Below are 17,915 nucleotides of genomic sequence, written 5' to 3'. Positions count from 1 at the left end.
GAATGAGTTATGATGAAGAAAACGCTGACCACAATTTTATTAGGAGCTACATTGTGTACCATACTGGTATCGGGGCCTGTTTTCGCAGAAGGTATTAGCAATATCAGTCCATCTGTTATTCAGGCAGAACGAGAGGATGTTTCTTTAGAAGAGGCGTTACAAGATCCTACATTTGATATTAATCATGTGGACACTAATGAAAGTATTATGCCTAGGTCAACATATTGGAATGTTTGGGGGGAACGTGAATATAGGAAAAGCGATAATACTGCGCGTCCTATCGGTTATTCAGAGCATGTTTCGAATGGAACAGTTTTAAATACGTTCCACTATACAAGAACCTATCTTGATGGAGGTATTTTAGGAGGCAAAAAAGGTGATTCTGACCGCCAATGGGGGTATAAAACGGTACAAGCTACTGGTACCTATTGTATGATGGATGTATGGGATACCTGTATTCATAAGGTAAAATATGGGACAGAAGACTAAATAAATCTTAGAGTTCTGACACAGAATAATATTGAAAACTTCAATATAACAGTATCTGCTTTACTTATTTGCTGAGAGGGGCTGTGCCTTCTCAGCAAATAATCGTTATAAATCTGCAAAAGGATAAAATGTGATGGGAGTTTATTTTAAGAGAATCTTTGCAGTAATAAGATCATCTTTTCTGTTGACCATTATTTTAATAAGCATACACCTTTTAATTGCATTTGTGGGGCTATACAAAACGAATTCTGCTCAGGAAAGCGTAGATAAAAAGCATGTATATTTTGAACTGCAGCAGGAAAGCAGCCCTTTTGATGTTCCATTAGAAAATTATGTTCATTTTTATTCGCAGCTATGCAATAATTTGGGATTTGAATATTATGAATGTTATTTACAATATTTAGAAACAAGTTCGGAATCTGAGAACTTCTTTGATTATGAAACGGAAACATTACAAAAAGGGTGTGACGCGGTTTTATGCGTCCAGATAAGTGAAAATCTGCAAAATAGGAATCATTTTGAATGCTATAGGGGAAGACTTTTTGATACAAAAGATTTTCAGTATTATGGAGGAACGATCCCTGTTATTTTGGGATATGAGTACCGGGATGTATATCAAATAGGTTTTCAATTTACCGCAATATATCTGTATCAGACATATAACTTTGAGGTTGTGGGAATTTTGGATAAAGATTCAATGATCCAGAATCCGGGCGCCACAATATTGCTGGATAAATATGTTATCATGCCTGGCTTTAATGTTTGTAGTATGCCGCAGGAAAATGCAGGAATAACCATTCATTATGCAAATAAAACAAGTGGTTGCCTGGTGGCTCCAATAGAGAAATTTACTGAAACATCAAACTACATAAAGCAATTATTACTGGATCAGAAATGCGGATATTATACGATAGATGTTTTCCCTGTAAAATATAATGTTATAGAGAAAACAGGTTTTGATATTGTAAGCTTTATCATCGGTTTATTAATAATATTTCTGGTTTTTCACATACTTTATTACCGGCATATCAAAAAAACAAAGAAATATATTATAAAAAACAGAATCCTCTTCGTATGTGCAGAATTAGCAGGAACAGGACTGCTTTTCCTGACGATGTACTATGCTTTTTCATTTTTGATAAGTATGAAAATGGATATGGGAATTTTGGGTATTTTCGGGATTTTCGTTATTGTTACAAAATATGTTTATTTGCCGACTGGCAGGGAAATCTGAATGGTCAGTCCATGGGGCACGGAATCGAAACCGTATAGCTTCCTTATGGGAGCTGGCAATCTGCTTCACCAGCCTCAGCCCTAGACTATGCTCTGCTCTTGTACTGCCGTCCCGACTGCTGAAAGTATCGCTCATTCTTGGCAGAATTGATTCCAATGTGTCTTTCCACACGATATTCTTCATGTTAAAATGGAATCATACTTTCATGGAAGGAGAGTATAGTTATGGGCATCTATCTGAATCAATGCCATTTAGTTAACGATAAAGATGCCTGATGCTTTTATAAAAAAACATTGAATCCATCCTCACAACCGCATTTTATGGAAACTGGCAGCCTTTTACTAGATATGGAACATATTTTAGACACGACAAAAAGACAGATTGCATGTCTGTCTTCTCAAGAGCTATAATGATAATGCTTATGCTTTATGCAGCTCGATATATGAAATATCGAGGTCTCTGGAAATAAGCTGATTGAAGTTGAAGCCTTGGATATTGGTGGCAACTCCGGATGGGATTAATCCCTTTTGCAATAGCAATATCACATCGTATTGTTTTTAATAGTGATATTTTCTTTCGGCCTGGAATTGTTTCAGATAGTTATCATAGCAGTTTTTCATTCGATCACGCTGTACTTTGATATAAAGGATCTCCTTTTAAATCTTATTGGAGGCTTGGCAGGATATGGGTTATTTGCTGCTTGGCGATGATAGTCCGGAAATTTTCATACCTGCAAAAAAATAGTCAAATGTTTTCTTACATTTATCAGAGATGCGCTTCAGTTAAATGTGCTGCTTCAACTATAGCTAAATGGTTTTAGGAAAAAGATAGCATTATTTTATTGAACGCTTATGGAACAGGTTTTGGCCTGTTCCATATTTTTAAAGGGAGCTAATATATGACTTTAAAACATTTAGTATTTGCCTTTTGCTTCGGTTTCGTTTTATCAGGCTGTTCATCAGAAAAGCATCCATCAATTGAATCTATAGGAAACATCCAGAAAGAACCAGAGCAGAATCCGAAAATGATAGAGGACTTTTCGGAAGAAGAAAAAGAGATCCTTACTGCCGAAGCTGTGGAGCAGCTTGCGGCAAAGCACGCGGAGCTGGCAATCGAAGACTTTGGGCCATATCTGGACTTGTCTCCGCTTCAGGAAGAAGGCAGTCTGTGGGAAACGCTGGAATTTGATTATGAGGGGGAGACGTTGTGCCTGCGTGTAAGCGCAAGCGATAAAGAACTGGCTGCCGCTCCTTATGAAGGCGCTCTGGATGGAGCAGTGGTTTTTCGAGAGGATTTTCTGGAGCTTGATTCCGCAGAAGAGGAATATGCTTACGATGGAAGCTGCGCGGATATCCGTTCCGGGAATCTGGAACATATTCTGGATGGAAACGTGGAGATGTCAGATTATCTGACAGTGACGCTCCCGGAAGGATTGAGGTTGAGCGGTTTCAAATACTGGATGGGCAGCCACGGCGGCGCTGCATTTTTGAGAGAAGGGGAGGCAGAAGAAGAACTGACATTGGAAAATGCAGGCTTCTATGCCGAAAAACCGCTGGCGGGCGGCATTGAGATTTGGGGGAATGGAGAGATAGAGCAGGGGACGTCAGTTGTAAAGGAACTGACTCCTCTTGAGACGGGAGGATGGGGAAAAGACGCTCTGATTCTCCGCCGGGGGATACGGCAGACCGATTCCGGGACCGTCTGGTATATAGCCCGCACGGAGAGGGAAGGAAGCCGTATTTCCTATTGCCTGTATCTAAGTGAAGAAGAATATACGGAAGAAGAGTTTCTGGCGGTTTCAGAGACGCTGTGCCTTATGGAGAATGCGGTTTATTAATGTTTCGATGATTATAATGAGTTGTTCTTTTTAAATTTTCTTGTACAGCTGAAAAATAGTGCGTGCAGAAATATGGAACACCCGTCCCTTTTCCGTTGCTATGCAGGCTGCCTTTTAAATGTTATTATTTTAACAAAAGGGCTTGATAGCCGGAAAGGGGATTCATATGAAAATCAAAGCAGCAGTGACACACGCAAACGCAGAGCCGTTTCAGATTGAGACGGTGGATCTGGAGGAGCCGAAGGCGGGGGAAATTCTGGTGAAAATCGCAGCCTGCGGAATCTGCCATACGGATGAGGCAGCGCAGCACGAGCAGGTGCCGACGCCGCTTCCGGCCGTGCTGGGACATGAGGGAGCAGGCATTGTGGAAAAGGTCGGAGAAGGCGTGACCGAGTTTAAAAAGGGGGACCGGGTTGGCTTTTCCTTTGCTTTCTGTGGTCACTGTGATAACTGCCATACAGCTCATGTGGCAAGCTGCGAGCATTTCAACGACATCAATTTCGGCGGCGTTCTGCGGGACGGAACCTCGAGATTGTCCCAGAACGGCGAAACACTTTCCATGTTTTTCGGCCAGTCGGCCTTTGCGGAGTATGCGGTGGTGGACGCGGACTGCGCGATCAAGGTGGAGGATGACAGCATCGATCTGGGGATTGTGGCGCCGCTGGGCTGCGGCATTCAGACAGGAGCGGGAACGGTGCTGAATTTCCTGAAGCCGGAGTTTGGAACATCTATCGTGGTGTTTGGCTGCGGCACGGTGGGCATGAGCGCGATTATGGCCGCGCGCATCGCCGGCTGCTCGAAGATCATCGGCGTGGGCGGCAACGAGAAGAGCCTGAAGCTGGCCCTTGAGATCGGAGCGACCCATGTCATCAACCGGAAGCAGTGCGATGATATCGTGGGAGAGATCAAGAGGATTACGGGCGGCGGTGCCAATTATTCCATTGACACCAGCGGAGTGCCGGATTTTGTCAGAAAGGGACTGCACTGCCTGGCGCCTATGGGGGTAGAAGTGGTTGTGGGAATCACGCCGCCCATGGAAATCGATATGTTCGGAGAGCTGATGGCAGAGGGAAAGACTATTTCCGGCGTGATAGAAGGAGCGGCTGTGCCGAAGGTCTTTATTCCGAAAATGCTGGAGTATTACCGGCAGGGCAGATTCCCGGTAGATAAGCTCGTCAAATATTATTCCTTTGCGGACATCAACCAGGCCTTTGCGGATTCCCATAACGGAACGGCGCTGAAAGCTGTGGTCCGCATGGACGAAGGCTGGGAGAAATAAACGAAATAGGCGAAAACCGGGGAAAAGAAGCGAAAACCGAGGAAAATAAGCGGAGCTTTACAGCTCTTTTCAAAAAGGCTATACTGGAAACGGTATAGCTTTTTTGCGCGAAAAAACGGAGCAGGAGAACAGAAGCCTTGGATTTCAAAACACTGGAATACTATCGAAAAATCTATGAGAAGCGGAGCATCCGGCAGGCGGCTGCGGAGCTGTATATTTCGCCGCAGGGCTTAAGCCGCACTCTTTACGCGCTGGAGGAAGAGCTTCAGGTCAGGCTCTTTGAACGCTCTGTGAAGGGGCTTGAGCCCACCAGAGCCGGAGACTATTTTTATCAGGAGGCGGAGAAGCTTCTGAAAAGCATGCATCAGACGGCATTTCAGGTGCGGAGCCTTTATGGGGAAGAGGAAGCCCTGCGCCTGGTGTGCAGCTACGGGGCGCTGTCGGCCCTGCCCTATTCCAGAATTCTGGAATTTAAAAGGAAGTACCCGGAGATCCATCTGCAGTGGAGGGAATACCCGGATCTCCAGGCGGAGCAGCAGTTGGTTGAAGGCGATTACGAGATAGGGCTTCTGGTAAAGGGGGAGGAGCCGTTTGGAGACAGATATGAGAGCATCGATCTGTTTTCCCGCTGTATCAGGATTCTGGTGTATGAGGGACATCCGCTGTACGAACGGGAGCGTCTCACCTATCAGGATCTGAAGGACGAGCCTCTCATTATGGAGGGAAATGATTTCCGGATTTATGAGGTGTTCCGGAAAAAATGTATGGACGCCGGCGTATATCCGGAGATTGTGGCAGAGACCGGTGACATTGGCTTCTGCCATGAGCTGTGCGCAATGAAGCAGGGCTTGAGCGTCACCATTGATTTTGTGACGGAGTATATCAGAACCGGCGGAGTGAAGGCGCTGCCTCTGGAAGAGCCGGAGATTCTCTGGACCGTACAGCTGGTGCGGCATAGGGCGAACCGCCTGTCGCCGGCTGCGGAGAAATTTTTCCGTTATCTCTGCAGTGAATTTGAGGAGAAGAAAGAAAATGGCAGAAGCCATGTAAAATGTACGTGAAAAAATACAAAACTTTATTTTAGGGCTTGTTACTACTTTAACAACGTGCTATAATACAGTGGATTGCTGAAAAATTATCAATTACAATACGTAAACGAGAGAGAGGTAACAGAGTATGAACAGTGAGACATCAAACAAGATCGTTGTGATCGGAGCAGGAAACGTAGGAGAAACCATCTGCTACACTCTGATGCTGCGCGCGCAGGTAGGAGAGATCGTTCTGATCGATGTAAATGAGAAGAAGGCAAAGGGTGCGGCCCTCGATATTTCCCATGGTACAGCTTTCTACAGCCAGGTACGTATCAAGCAGGGCGGATATGAGGAATGTGCAGACGCGAAGATCATCATCGTGACTGCAGGCGTTGCGCGTAAGGAAGGACAGACCCGTCTGGATCTGGCAAAGGTGAACACAGGTATTGCCAGAGACATTGCGCAGAACATTATGAAATATGCAAAGAATCCTCTGATTATCGTTGTATCCAACCCGGTAGATGTCAATACCTATCTGATTCAGAAGGAGACAGGACTTCCGGCAGAGCGCGTCATCGGAACAGGTACTTCTCTGGATACGGCGCGTTTCCGTTATCTCTTAAGCCGCCGCTGCAAGGTGGATATCCGTGACATTCAGGGATACATTCTCGGTGAGCATGGCGATTCCCAGGTTCCGATCTGGAGCAGCGTAAACGTGGCAGGCGAGACCATCGATCACTTCCTTCCCACAGACGAGAAAGAGAAGGAGGAAGTAAAGACGGAGATTGCCACAAAGGCGCGTACCGCAGGCGCAGACGTTATTTCTCTGAAGGGCGCTACCTTTGACGGAATCGCAATGTCTGCTTTCCGTATTGTGGAGTCTATTCTGAAGAATCAGAATACCGTTCTTCCGGTTGCTCATGTGCTGGATGAGAGCTACGGCGACATGGCAGGCTCTACGATCAGCCTTCCCTGCGTAGTCAATGGCGAGGGTATTGCCAGAACCCTGAAGATTTCCATGACGGATGAGGAGCTGGTGGCTCTGAGACATTCTGCAAAGGTCCTGAAAGACTTTATCGCGGACGTGGTTGCGAACGACTAAGCGGAAGCGGCTGTTGTGTATTCTTAACATAATATAAAACGACAGATGGCAAGTCAAATACCCCGATGCAAGCATACGGGGCATCAAACTAGAAACGATGCAAGCATCGGGGTATTTGACCCTCGCGGCGTTCGCCAAATGGACGCGCGAGCGCGTCCGCTTGGCTCACTGCCCGCGGGAATAAAAAGAAGCGTGGATTTGGGGACAGATCCATGCTTCTTTTTTTGCGCGCTGTACCCGGCAGCCGGATAGAGGAAGCAGCTTCCCCTATCCGATTTATCTGTTAAAGGACTGACAATAAAGTTAACAAATTAACATATACAGGGAAAAACTACAGAGTTAGTCGATAAAAATTCCCAGAAAAACGCTGGGATTTAACAAAAATGGATGAAAAAATAACACAGAATATAACATTTTGTATAAAAAGTTTAGAAAAAACCATAAAAAAATCCCCGGAAGGGGTTGTTAAAAAAATGACGACATGATACAATGTTGAAAAATTGATAGAAATTTATCAAATGGAAAGAAGGAGGTAGTCAAATGGTGTACAGCTATTATCCGGGCTGCACGTTGAAGAACAAGGCGCAGGACCTGGATCGATACGCCAGAATGTCAGCAGAGGCGCTGGGCTTTACGCTTCAGGAGATTGAAGAGTGGCAGTGCTGCGGAGCTGTCTATCCTCTGGCTTCGGACGAAATCGCCACAAAGCTGTCGGCAGTCCGCGCCTTAAACGACGCGAAGGAAAAGGGCCAGGATCTGGTGACGCTCTGTTCTGCCTGTCATCATGTTATCAAGCGTGTGAACGACGATATGCAGCATGTGGAGGATATCCGCACCAGGGCAAACAATTATCTGAAGCTTGACGAGCCCTATCTGGGAGAGACGAAGGTGCTTCATTTTCTCGAAGTGCTGCGCGACCGGGTGGGCTTCGATACCCTGAAGGAAAAGGTGGTGCGTCCTCTGACCGGACGGAAAATCGGCGCGTACTATGGCTGTATGCTGCTTCGTCCAAGCTCCGTGATGGCCTTTGACGATCCGGAGAATCCCACAGTGATGGAGGATTTCATCCGGGCGCTGGGAGCGGAGCCGGTGGTCTATCCGTTTCGGAATGAGTGCTGCGGAGGGTACATATCATTGAAGGATAAACCGCTGGCAGGAAGCCTGGTAGACAAAGTGATGGAATCTGCCGTCTGTCACGGGGCGGAAGAGCTGATTACCGCCTGCCCCCTGTGTCTCTATAATTTAAGGAACAGCGGAAGCCGGGAGAAGGTTCCGGTGACCTACCTGACAGAGATTCTTGCGGAGGCTCTGGGACTGCTGCCGGAGAAAGAAGCGCCGGATCATGCGGCGGCTTCCGGGGCGGAAGGCCAGGGAGAATACGCGGAAGGAGGAGATGCAGATGTATAGCACAGAAACGGCAAAGGCTGACATGATCCGCGAGATCAGCGGTGTCAATACAAGAAAATGCATGAAATGCGGCAAGTGCTCTGCATCCTGTCCGGCCTATGATGAGATGGACATCCGTCCCCATCAGTTTGTCTCCTATGTGGAGAGCGGCGATGTGAGCTCTCTTCTGGAATCAAAGAGTCTCTGGAAATGCCTTTCCTGCTTTGCCTGCGTGGAGCGGTGCCCGAGAGACGTGAAACCGGCGAAGCTCATCGAGGCGGCAAGGCTGATGGTGGTACGCCAGAGAGGCGGCAATTATTTAAACCCGGACGAGGTGCCGGAGCTTCTGGATGCGGAACTGCCCCAGCAGCTTCTGGCAAGCGCGTTCCGCAAATACAGCAAATAGAGAGGATCAGGAGGTGAAGAAAAGTGCATAGAATAGGAGTATTTGTCTGTCATTGCGGTACGAACATTGCGGCGACGGTAGACATTGACCGGGTGGTGGCAGCGGCGGCGAAGGAGCCGGGCGTGGTCCACGCGGAGGATTATCAGTATATGTGCTCCGAAGCCGGACAGCTCAAAGTCCGGGAGGCCATAAAGGAAAAACAGCTCACAGGCATCGTTGTCTGTTCCTGTTCTCCCAGAATGCACGAAAATACATTCCGCCAGGCGGCGCAGCGCGCGGGCTTAAATCCCTACATGGTAGAGATCGCGAATATCCGCGAGCACTGTTCCTGGATACATAAAGACAGAGAGGAAGCCACAGAGAAGGCCATTATCCTGGCAAGGGCGGCCATCGCGAAGGTGATGCTGAACGCACCCCTGACGGCCGGGACCAGCCGGGTAGTGAAACGGGCTCTCGTGATTGGCGGCGGTATCGCCGGCATCCAGACGGCCCTTGACATTGCCGAGGCCGGCTACAAGGTGGACATTGTAGAAAAGACGCCGAGTATCGGCGGAAGAATGTCCCAGCTTGACAAGACTTTCCCGACCCTGGACTGCTCTGCCTGTATCCTGACGCCGAAGATGGTGGAGGCGGCAGCCCACGAAAACATCACCATTTACACTTACAGCGAGGTGGAGAAGGTGACAGGCTTTGTGGGCGATTTTCATGTGGAAATCCGGAAGAAAGCCAGAAGCGTGGATATGAGCAAGTGTACGGGCTGCGGCGTCTGCCAGGAGAAATGCCCGTCCAAAAAGGCGCCCAACGAGTTCAACCGGGGACTTGATAAGAGAAGCGCCATCTACACGCCTTTTGCCCAGGCCATCCCCAACGTGCCTGTCATTGACCGGGAGCACTGCATCAAGTTCAAGACCGGAAAATGCGGCGTCTGCGCGAAGGTCTGCCAGGCCGGAGCCATTGACTATGAGCAGAAGGATGAGATCATTACGGAAAATTACGGAGCTATCGTGGTAGCCACGGGCTTCGATACGATTAAGCTTGATAAATATGACGAATATGCTTACAGCCAGAGTCCGGATGTGATTACCTCCCTGGAGCTGGAGCGTATCATGAACGCGGCGGGTCCCACAAAGGGCCATCTGGAGCGTATGTCGGATCACAGGGCTCCCAAGTCCATGGTATTTATCCAGTGTGTGGGCTCCCGCTGTGCCGATAACCGCGGAAAGAGCTACTGCTCCAAGATCTGCTGTATGTACACCGCCAAGCATGCGATGCTGATCCGCGATAAGTATCCGGATGTGGATGTGACGGTATTTTACATAGACGTGCGTACGCCGGGCAAGAACTTCGATGAATTTTACCGCCGGGCCGTGGAAGAATACGGCGTCCATTATATTAAGGGTCAGGTTGGAAAGGTGGCGCCCCAGGGCGATAAGCTTCTGGTGCAGGGCGTGGATCTGCTGGACAACAGGCGGATTCTCATGGAGACGGACATGGTAGTTCTGGCGACGGCGATAGAACCGAATCCTGACGTGCGGAAAATCGCGACCATGCTGACGGCCAGCATTGATACGAATAATTTCCTGACGGAGTCCCACGCGAAGCTGCGTCCGGTGGAATCGCCCACGGCGGGCATCTTCCTCTCCGGCGTCTGCCAGGGACCGAAGGATATTCCGGAGACGGTAGCCCAGGCTGGAGCCGCGGCTGTGAAGGTAGTCGGACTTCTGGCAAAGGACCATCTGGTGACGAATCCCTGCGTGGCCAAGTCGGATACCCTGCTCTGCAACGGCTGTTCCTCCTGCGAAAAGGTCTGCCCCTACGGAGCCATTTCCTATGAGGAGCAGGAAGTGAACGACCACGGCATCCGGGAGACGAGACGTGTGGCAGTGGTCAACAGCGCCCTCTGTCAGGGCTGCGGAGCCTGCACAGTGGCCTGCCCGTCAGGCGCCATGGATCTGCAGGGCTTCTCAAACAGACAAATTCTTGCGGAGGTGGATGCGATATGCAGGTAGAAAATACAGAATTCCGACCGAAAATCGTGGCGTTCTGCTGCAACTGGTGCAGCTACGCCGGAGCGGACCTGGCCGGCAGCAGCCGCCTTGCCTATCCGGCGGATGTGAAGATTATCCGGGTGCCCTGCTCCTGCCGGGTGAATCCCATGTTTATCTTAAGAGCTTTCCAGAGAGGAGCCGACGGCGTGATCCTGTGCGGCTGCCATCCGGGAGACTGCCACTATACCACAGGCAACTATTATACCAGAAGAAGAATGACGCTTCTGTTCTCCATGCTGGATTACCTGGGTGTGGAAAACGGGCGTACCCGCGTGGAATGGGTGTCCGCGGCCGAGGGCGTTAAGTTCTCGACGACCATGAATGAGTTTGTGGCGAAGATTCACGAGCTCGGAGAAAACGTAAGACTGGAGGATCTGCGATGCAAGAACTGATCACAAGAGCAAAAGAGCTTCTGGCTGACGGAACCGTGTCGCGGGTGCTCGGCTGGAAAAAGGGCGATATGGGCTGGGACCCGGAGCCTGCTTATTTTGAAAAAGAAGAAGATTTGAAAGATTTCGTGTATAACCCCTTCTGCGGCGCGAATTTAAGCAAGTATCTGATCGCAGCCGGGAAGCTGGAGGGAACGACGCTGGTATTTTTAAAACCCTGCGATACCTACAGCTTCAACCAGCTCACAAAGGAGCACCGGGTAAAGAGGGAGAAGACTTATATCATCGGCGTAGGCTGCCATGGAACCCTGAAAGCAGAAAAGGTCTTAAGCGCCGGAATCAAGGGCATCGAGGACGCTGCCATCGAGGGAGATACGCTGAAAGTAAAGACCCTTTACGGGGAAAAGGAAATGCCCCTGATGGACGCTCTTCTGGAGCGCTGTAAAGTTTGCAAAGGGAAAATCCACGTGGTCTTTGACGAACTGATTGGCGCAGAGGAAGGCGAAGAGGCGGGACCGGGAGAACTTGCCGGAAACCGCTTCGCGAAGGTGGAGGAGCTGGAAGCCATGCCGCCGAAGGAGCGGTTCGCGTTCTGGCAGGAACAGCTCTCCAAATGTATCCGCTGCAATGCCTGCCGGAATGTCTGTCCGGCCTGCAGCTGCCTGAAATGCGTGTTTGACGGCAATCAGTTTGACAGCAGCCAGAAAGCGAATGTCGATACCTTTGAGGAGCAGATGTTCCATATTATCCGGGCTTATCATGTGGCCGGACGCTGTACGGACTGCGGCGAGTGCAGCAGGGTATGTCCGGAAGGCATCCCGCTTCAGCTTCTGAACCGGAAATTTATCAAGGATATCAATACCTTCTACGGCGAATACCAGGCAGGAGCCGATACGGAAAGCCGGGCTCCCCTGACGGATTTTACCTTTGAGGATGTGGAGCCGGGGATTGTAAGTGAGAGAGGAGGCGGAAGATAGCATGTACAGAATCGACAAAAGCAGGCTCGCAGAGCTCTTTGCAGCCATAAGCGGAAATCAGGATCTCTTCCTCCCTTTACGGAAAGCCGATCAGACCAATTACGGGCTCTGGAGCGAAGAAGAATGCTTTGATCTCGATACGCTGAAAACCGTAAAGTCTGCCAAGGACTGCTTCTTTCCTCAGAGCGAGGTGCTCTACCGCTGTAAGAACGAGGACGGTAAGCTCTCCATTGATCCGCAGAAGCTCTGCGACAGGCCGTTTGTGGTCTTTGGCATGCGCGCCTGCGACGTGAAAGCCATCGAGGTGCTGGACAGAGTCTTCTTAAGCGATCCGGTGGATACCTTCTATGCGGCCCGGCGGGAGCACGGCATCATCGTATCCCTGGCGTGCCATGAGCCGGAAGAAACCTGCTTCTGTAAAAACTTCGGTATTGACGCGGCAGAGCCGGGAGCTGATGTGGAGACCTGGATCATAGAGGACAGCCTGTACTGGAAGCCGCTGACGGAAAAAGGAGAGGCGCTTACGGTATCTCTGGCCGGGCTTCTGGAAAATGCGGACGCTGCTTCCGCGCCGGACGCGGCAGAGAAGGCGGAAAAAGCCGTGGCGAAAGAGCAGTCGTCCATTCGTGATATCACAGAGAAGCTGCCCCTTTCCCATCTGAACCTTTCCAGATTCAAACCGGAAAATACCATGGAGCTTTTTGATTCTCCGCTCTGGGAAGAGATGTATAAGCCCTGTCTGGCCTGCGGAACCTGCACCTTTGTATGTCCCACCTGCCAGTGCTACGACATCCGGGATTTCGACGGCGGAAAGAACGGCGTACAGCGCTACCGCTGCTGGGATTCCTGCATGTACTCTGATTTTACCATGATGGCCCATGGAAACCTGCGAACCAGCCAGATGCAGCGGTTCCGCCAGAGATTCATGCACAAGCTGGTCTATTATCCGGCCAACAATGACGGTTTATATTCCTGCGTGGGCTGCGGACGCTGCGTCAGCAAATGTCCCGCATCCCTGAATATCGTAAAAGTGATTAAGAAAATGGGAGGTGAGGCGTAATGTGTGAATGCAGCTGCGGCGGAAAGACAAAACCGGATACTCTGATTCCAATGATTGGCGTCATCACGGATATCCGGACGGAGACGCCGGATGTAAAGACCTTCCGTGTGGTAGGACGGGACGGAAAGAAGCTCTTTGAGCATATGCCCGGACAGTGCGCGATGGTTTCGGTGCCCGGCGTGGGCGAGGCGATGTTTTCCATTACCTCTTCACCGACCAATACCGAATTCCAGGAGTTCAGTATCAAGCGCTGTGGAACCCTGACGGATTACCTGCATAATATGACAGCCGGCGAGGAAATCACCGTGCGCGGACCTTACGGCAATTCATTTCCGGTGGAGACGGCCCTGAAGGGTCAGAACCTTCTGTTCATCGCCGGAGGAATCGGTCTTGCGCCCCTGCGCTCCGTCATCAATTATGTGCTTGACAAGCGGGACAACTACGGCGCGGTAGATATCCTGTATGGTTCCCGTTCCATGGATGACCTGGTTCAGCTGAAAGAAATCCAGGAGGTCTGGGCGAAAACGCCCGGTGTGGATGTGTACCTGACCATCGACCGGGAGCAGGAGGGCTGGGACGGCCATGTAGGCTTTGTTCCTTCCTATCTGAAAGAGCTGGAATTTGCCACAGACAAGACTGTGCTGGTCTGTGGACCGCCTATTATGATTAAGTTCGTGCTTGCGGCGCTTACGGAAATGGGTTTTGACAAAACCCAGGTGTACACCACGCTGGAGCTCCGGATGAAATGCGGCGTCGGCAAATGCGGCCGGTGCAACATCGGTTCCAAATACGTCTGCAAGGACGGCCCCGTGTTCCGCTGCGATGAGATAGACGAACTGCCACCAGAGTATTGACAGCACTGAGCATCGCACAGACGAAAAGCGGCAGGCTGGCGTCGTGCTTGCACGTAAGACAGACTGGCGGTTTTTGGATGTATGAGGCGAACGCCTCAACCGAGATGAAGCCCGCAGGGCGGAATCGAGGTGGCGATGCGAAGAAAAGGCCCCCTGGGGGGAGCCCTCAAGCGAAATGGAGCCCGCAGGGCGGAATCGAGCTTGGACAGCGCGGGGTATAGCACACAGACGGAAAATGGAAAGAAACTCATTCCAACATAGGAAGGAAAGGAACGGTATATAGAACATGCAGGATATGGTAAACGTATATTTTTATGGAAAGAAATATTCCGTGCCCGCAGATCTCACAATCATGGCTGCCATGGAATATGCAGGTTACCGGCTGGTCCGGGGCTGCGGCTGCCGCCACGGCTTCTGCGGTGCCTGTGCCACCATTTACAGAATCAAGGGAAACAATGAGCTGAAGACCTGCCTGGCCTGCCAGACACAGGTACAGGAAGGCATGTATATCGCCACGCTGCCTTTCTTCCCGGCAGACAAGCGGAATTATGACATGGAGGAAGTCAGTCCGAAGCAGCGGGTGATGATGGACCTTTATCCGGAAATCTACAGCTGCATCGGCTGCAACGCCTGTACCAAGGGATGTCCTCAGTCGCTGAACGTGATGCAGTATATTGCTTACGCCCAGCGGGGCGATTTCGAGAAATGCGCGGAGGAGTCCTTCGACTGCATCGGCTGCGGCATCTGTACCTCCCGCTGTCCGGCAGGCATCTCCCATCCGATGGTAGGCACGCTGGCCAGGAGACTGACCGGGAAATACATAGCCCCGGAGTCCCAGCACCTGAAGAAGCGTGTGGAAGAAATCCACAGCGGCGCCTTCGATGATCTGATTGAGCAGATTATGGAGAAGCCGATTACGGAGATGCAGGAACTGTACAACAACCGGGATATTGAGAAATAAGGAGGGAAGCGGATATGTATACAGCGGAGATGCTGGAATCAATTAAAAAGGTGGAAGCCACCAGAGCGCAGCGCCTGGGCGTGGAGCCCAGGAGAATGACGGCGGAGGAAAAGGACGAGCTGCTGCGCAGATTCCACCCGGATTACCGGACCGACGGCTTCCAGGAGATCAAGGTAGGACCGAATAAGGGAGAAAAGGCGCCCTTTGAGCTGGGAACGCTGCTTCACTCCAACAGCCGCATTTTAAATGTGCCGATCAATCTGGATAAGGTCGACTACGACGCGGAAGTGCTGGTCATCGGCGGCGGCGGAGCGGGAGCTTCGGCGGCGCTGGAAGCGCAGGCGGCCGGCGCGGATGTCATGATGGTGACAAAGCTCCGTATCGGGGATGCCAATACCATGATGGCGGAAGGAGGCATTCAGGCGGCGGACAAGGAAAACGATTCTCCCCAGCGCCATTATCTGGACGCTTTTGGCGGCGGACATTTCGCGGCAAGACCGGAGCTGCTGCGCCGCCTGGTCATGGAGGCTCCGGATGCCATCCAGTGGTTGAATGATCTGGGCGTGATGTTTGACAAAGATAAGGACGGACGGATGATCACGACTCATGGCGGCGGAACTTCCAGAAAGAGAATGCACGCCTGCAAAGATTATTCCGGAGCAGAGATCATGCGGGTACTTCGTGACGAAGTCTGGAACCGCCAGATTCCGGTGGTGGATTTTACGGCGGCGGTAGAGCTGATTAAGGATGACAGAGGCCAGGTGGCAGGAGCTGTTCTGCAGAACATGGAGACAGGAGAATATAAGGTTGCCCGCGCAAAGACGGTGATCATTGCCACAGGAGGAGCGGGACGGCTTCATTATCAGAATTTCCCCACTTCCAATCACTATGGCGCTACAGCAGACGGGCTGGTTATGGGATACCGGGCCGGAGCCCCGCTTCTCTACCAGGATACGATTCAGTATCATCCCACCGGAGCGGCGTACCCGGCGCAGATCTTTGGAGCGCTGGTGACGGAGAAGGTGCGTTCCGTAGGAGCGATGCTGGTAAATGCAGATGGAGAGGCATTTATGCATCCGCTGGAGACAAGAGACGTATCAGCGGCTTCCATTATCCGGGAATGTACCGAGAGAGGGAAGGGCGTCAAGACTCCCACGGGCTGGGGAATCTGGCTGGATACGCCCATGATAGAGATGCTTCATGGGGAGGGAACCATTGAAAAGAGAATTCCCGCCATGCTGCGGATGTTCCTGAATTACGGCATTGATATGAGAAAACAGCCGATTCTGATTTATCCTACGCTCCATTATCAGAACGGAGGGCTGGAAATCGGGGGAGACGGCTTTACCAAGGTGATTCCGAATCTGCTTGTGGCGGGAGAGGCTGTGGGAGGCATCCACGGAAGAAATCGTCTGATGGGAAATTCCCTGCTCGACATCATTGTATTTGGACGCAATGCGGGAAAGGCTGCCGCGGCCAGAGCCAAAGAGGTGGAGCTTGGGAAAATGAATCTTGACCATCTGCAGAAATACGCGGAGGAGCTGGAGGCAGCCGGCCTGCATACAGGAAGCGTATCACCGATGCTGCTGCCGAACTATACATTCAGTATGCCGAGATAGACAGCAGGACACGACAGGAGGGAATGACATATGGGGGTAATACAATGGTTTCAGGAGAATGTATTTTCCAATACGCTGATGATGGTGTTTTTGATTGCTGTCATCGGGTATCTGGTAGGAAGTATCAAAATCTGCGGTCTTGAGCTTGGGACCGCGGGTATCCTGCTTGTGGCTCTGGTCTTTGGCCATTTCGGCGTGGAGATTCCGGATTTGGTGCGGGAGCTGGGACTGATCTGCTTCGTGACCTCGGTGGGCTTTATTGCGGGTCCGAAATTCTTCCGGAATTTTAAAAGCAATGCGGCTTCCTATATTCTGCTCGGAATTCTGGTGATTGCGGCAGGAGCGCTTGTCTGTGTGGCGGTCATCAAAGTGTTTGGAATTCCTACGGATATCAGCGTGGGAATGATGACCGGAGCGCTTACCAGCACGCCGGGACTGGCGGCGGCGCTGGAGGCCACAGGCTCTGACGCGGCTTCTGTAGGTTATGGAATCGCATATCCCTTTGGCGTAGTGGGGGTGGTGCTTTTTGTACAGCTGGTGCCCAAAATTCTGAAAGTGGATATGGCCGAAGAACGGGCGAAATTTGAAGCGGCGGCAGGCGTGGAGGTGGAAGAGTACCACAAGACGAAAAAAGAAGAGCTGTTTTACGCGGACAGTATGGGATTCTTCCCATTTTCACTGGCGATTGCTCTGGGAATCATTCTGGCAAAGATCGAGATACCTCTTCCGGGCGGCGCCGTGTTTGCGCTGGGGACTTCCGGCGGACCGCTGATTGCGGGACTTATATTGGGCCATTTCGGCCATTTCGGACGATTGAGCGTGCAGGTGGAGAAGCATGTGCTGGAGTGCCTTAGAGAATTCGGCCTTGCCCTGTTCCTTCTGGGAGCCGGTTCTCAGGCTGGCGCAGGCTTTGTGGAGATTCTGAAGGAGCATGGTGTTATGCTGTTCCTCTACGGAGCTTTGATGACGCTGATTCCCATGTTCATCGGCTATTTCTTTGCCGTGAAAGTGCTGCACCTGAATCTTTTCAATACGCTGGGGTCCATCTGCGGCGGCATGACCAGCACGCCTGCTCTTGGCACGCTGATCCGTGTGGCAGAGACAGACGATGTGGCGAGCGCCTATGCGGCCACCTATCCCATAGCGCTGGTTTCAGTGGTTCTGGCCAGCCAGTTTATCGGGATTTTCCTGTAGCGTCCCGCAAGCCGGGAGCGAGACGAAGCGAAGCGGAGCCGAGCTGCGC

General features: G+C 51.0%; 17 protein-coding genes. All 17 read left to right on the top strand.

Annotation, left to right across the window (positions count from 1 at the left end):
* Positions 1-9: 9 nt before the first annotated feature.
* The 17 genes from B5E82_RS07335 (at position 10) to B5E82_RS07260 (ending at position 17,866) form a co-directional block, all read left to right on the top strand.
* Positions 10-489 carry a hypothetical protein gene (locus B5E82_RS07335; RefSeq protein WP_087306905.1) on the top strand — a complete coding sequence of 160 codons (480 nt, stop codon included), beginning with the start codon at positions 10-12 and terminating at the stop codon, positions 487-489.
* Between the two features lie 133 nt (positions 490-622).
* Positions 623-1,723 carry a hypothetical protein gene (locus B5E82_RS07330; protein WP_087306904.1) on the top strand — a complete coding sequence of 367 codons (1,101 nt, stop codon included), beginning with the start codon at positions 623-625 and terminating at the stop codon, positions 1,721-1,723.
* Positions 1,724-2,274: 551 nt separating this feature from the next.
* Positions 2,275-2,433, top strand: a complete 159-nt coding sequence (locus B5E82_RS18950) for a VanZ family protein (RefSeq protein ID WP_442911303.1) — start codon at positions 2,275-2,277, stop codon at positions 2,431-2,433.
* Positions 2,434-2,747: 314 nt separating this feature from the next.
* Entirely contained in the window at positions 2,748-3,560 is an 813-nt protein-coding gene (locus B5E82_RS07325; protein WP_087306903.1) for a hypothetical protein, read from the top strand.
* A gap of 166 nt (positions 3,561-3,726) precedes the next feature.
* Positions 3,727-4,839, top strand: a complete 1,113-nt coding sequence (locus B5E82_RS07320; RefSeq protein WP_087306902.1) for an NAD(P)-dependent alcohol dehydrogenase — start codon at positions 3,727-3,729, stop codon at positions 4,837-4,839.
* 137 nt (positions 4,840-4,976) lie between these two features.
* Positions 4,977-5,900, top strand: coding sequence for a LysR family transcriptional regulator (locus tag B5E82_RS07315; RefSeq protein WP_087306901.1), 924 nt, complete (start codon positions 4,977-4,979; stop codon positions 5,898-5,900).
* Between the two features lie 115 nt (positions 5,901-6,015).
* On the top strand, positions 6,016-6,972 hold the full coding sequence (locus B5E82_RS07310; protein ID WP_087306900.1) for an L-lactate dehydrogenase: 957 nt from the start codon (positions 6,016-6,018) through the stop codon (positions 6,970-6,972).
* Positions 6,973-7,512: 540 nt separating this feature from the next.
* A complete protein-coding gene (locus B5E82_RS07305) occupies positions 7,513-8,379 on the top strand; it encodes a CoB--CoM heterodisulfide reductase iron-sulfur subunit B family protein (RefSeq protein ID WP_087306899.1) in 867 nt (288 codons plus the stop codon).
* Positions 8,372-8,764 carry a 4Fe-4S dicluster domain-containing protein gene (locus tag B5E82_RS07300; protein ID WP_087306898.1) on the top strand — a complete coding sequence of 131 codons (393 nt, stop codon included), beginning with the start codon at positions 8,372-8,374 and terminating at the stop codon, positions 8,762-8,764. Before B5E82_RS07305 ends, B5E82_RS07300 begins: the two co-directional genes overlap by 8 nt.
* A 23-nt stretch (positions 8,765-8,787) precedes the next feature.
* Positions 8,788-10,773 carry a CoB--CoM heterodisulfide reductase iron-sulfur subunit A family protein gene (locus B5E82_RS07295; protein WP_087306897.1) on the top strand — a complete coding sequence of 662 codons (1,986 nt, stop codon included), beginning with the start codon at positions 8,788-8,790 and terminating at the stop codon, positions 10,771-10,773.
* On the top strand, positions 10,764-11,204 hold the full coding sequence (locus B5E82_RS07290) for a hydrogenase iron-sulfur subunit (RefSeq protein WP_087306896.1): 441 nt from the start codon (positions 10,764-10,766) through the stop codon (positions 11,202-11,204). Before B5E82_RS07295 ends, B5E82_RS07290 begins: the two co-directional genes overlap by 10 nt.
* On the top strand, positions 11,192-12,178 hold the full coding sequence (locus B5E82_RS07285; RefSeq protein WP_087306895.1) for a 4Fe-4S dicluster domain-containing protein: 987 nt from the start codon (positions 11,192-11,194) through the stop codon (positions 12,176-12,178). Before B5E82_RS07290 ends, B5E82_RS07285 begins: the two co-directional genes overlap by 13 nt.
* Position 12,179: 1 nt before the next feature.
* A complete protein-coding gene (locus tag B5E82_RS07280; RefSeq protein WP_087306894.1) occupies positions 12,180-13,238 on the top strand; it encodes a 4Fe-4S dicluster domain-containing protein in 1,059 nt (352 codons plus the stop codon).
* Complete coding sequence (locus tag B5E82_RS07275; RefSeq protein ID WP_087306893.1) at positions 13,238-14,092, top strand: FAD/NAD(P)-binding protein; 855 nt, start codon at positions 13,238-13,240, stop codon at positions 14,090-14,092. Before B5E82_RS07280 ends, B5E82_RS07275 begins: the two co-directional genes overlap by 1 nt.
* 286 nt (positions 14,093-14,378) lie before the next feature.
* Entirely contained in the window at positions 14,379-15,053 is a 675-nt protein-coding gene (locus B5E82_RS07270; protein ID WP_087306892.1) for a 4Fe-4S dicluster domain-containing protein, read from the top strand.
* 14 nt (positions 15,054-15,067) lie between these two features.
* Positions 15,068-16,672, top strand: a complete 1,605-nt coding sequence (locus B5E82_RS07265; RefSeq protein ID WP_087306891.1) for an FAD-dependent oxidoreductase — start codon at positions 15,068-15,070, stop codon at positions 16,670-16,672.
* Between the two features lie 30 nt (positions 16,673-16,702).
* Complete coding sequence (locus B5E82_RS07260) at positions 16,703-17,866, top strand: permease (protein WP_087306890.1); 1,164 nt, start codon at positions 16,703-16,705, stop codon at positions 17,864-17,866.
* The last annotated feature ends 49 nt before the right edge of the window (positions 17,867-17,915 follow it).

Origin of the sequence: Lachnoclostridium sp. An138, from assembly GCF_002160765.1 — a bacterium.
Taxonomy (GTDB): domain Bacteria; phylum Bacillota; class Clostridia; order Lachnospirales; family Lachnospiraceae; genus Laedolimicola; species Laedolimicola faecalis.
This window is presented reverse-complemented; position numbering and strand designations above follow the sequence as displayed.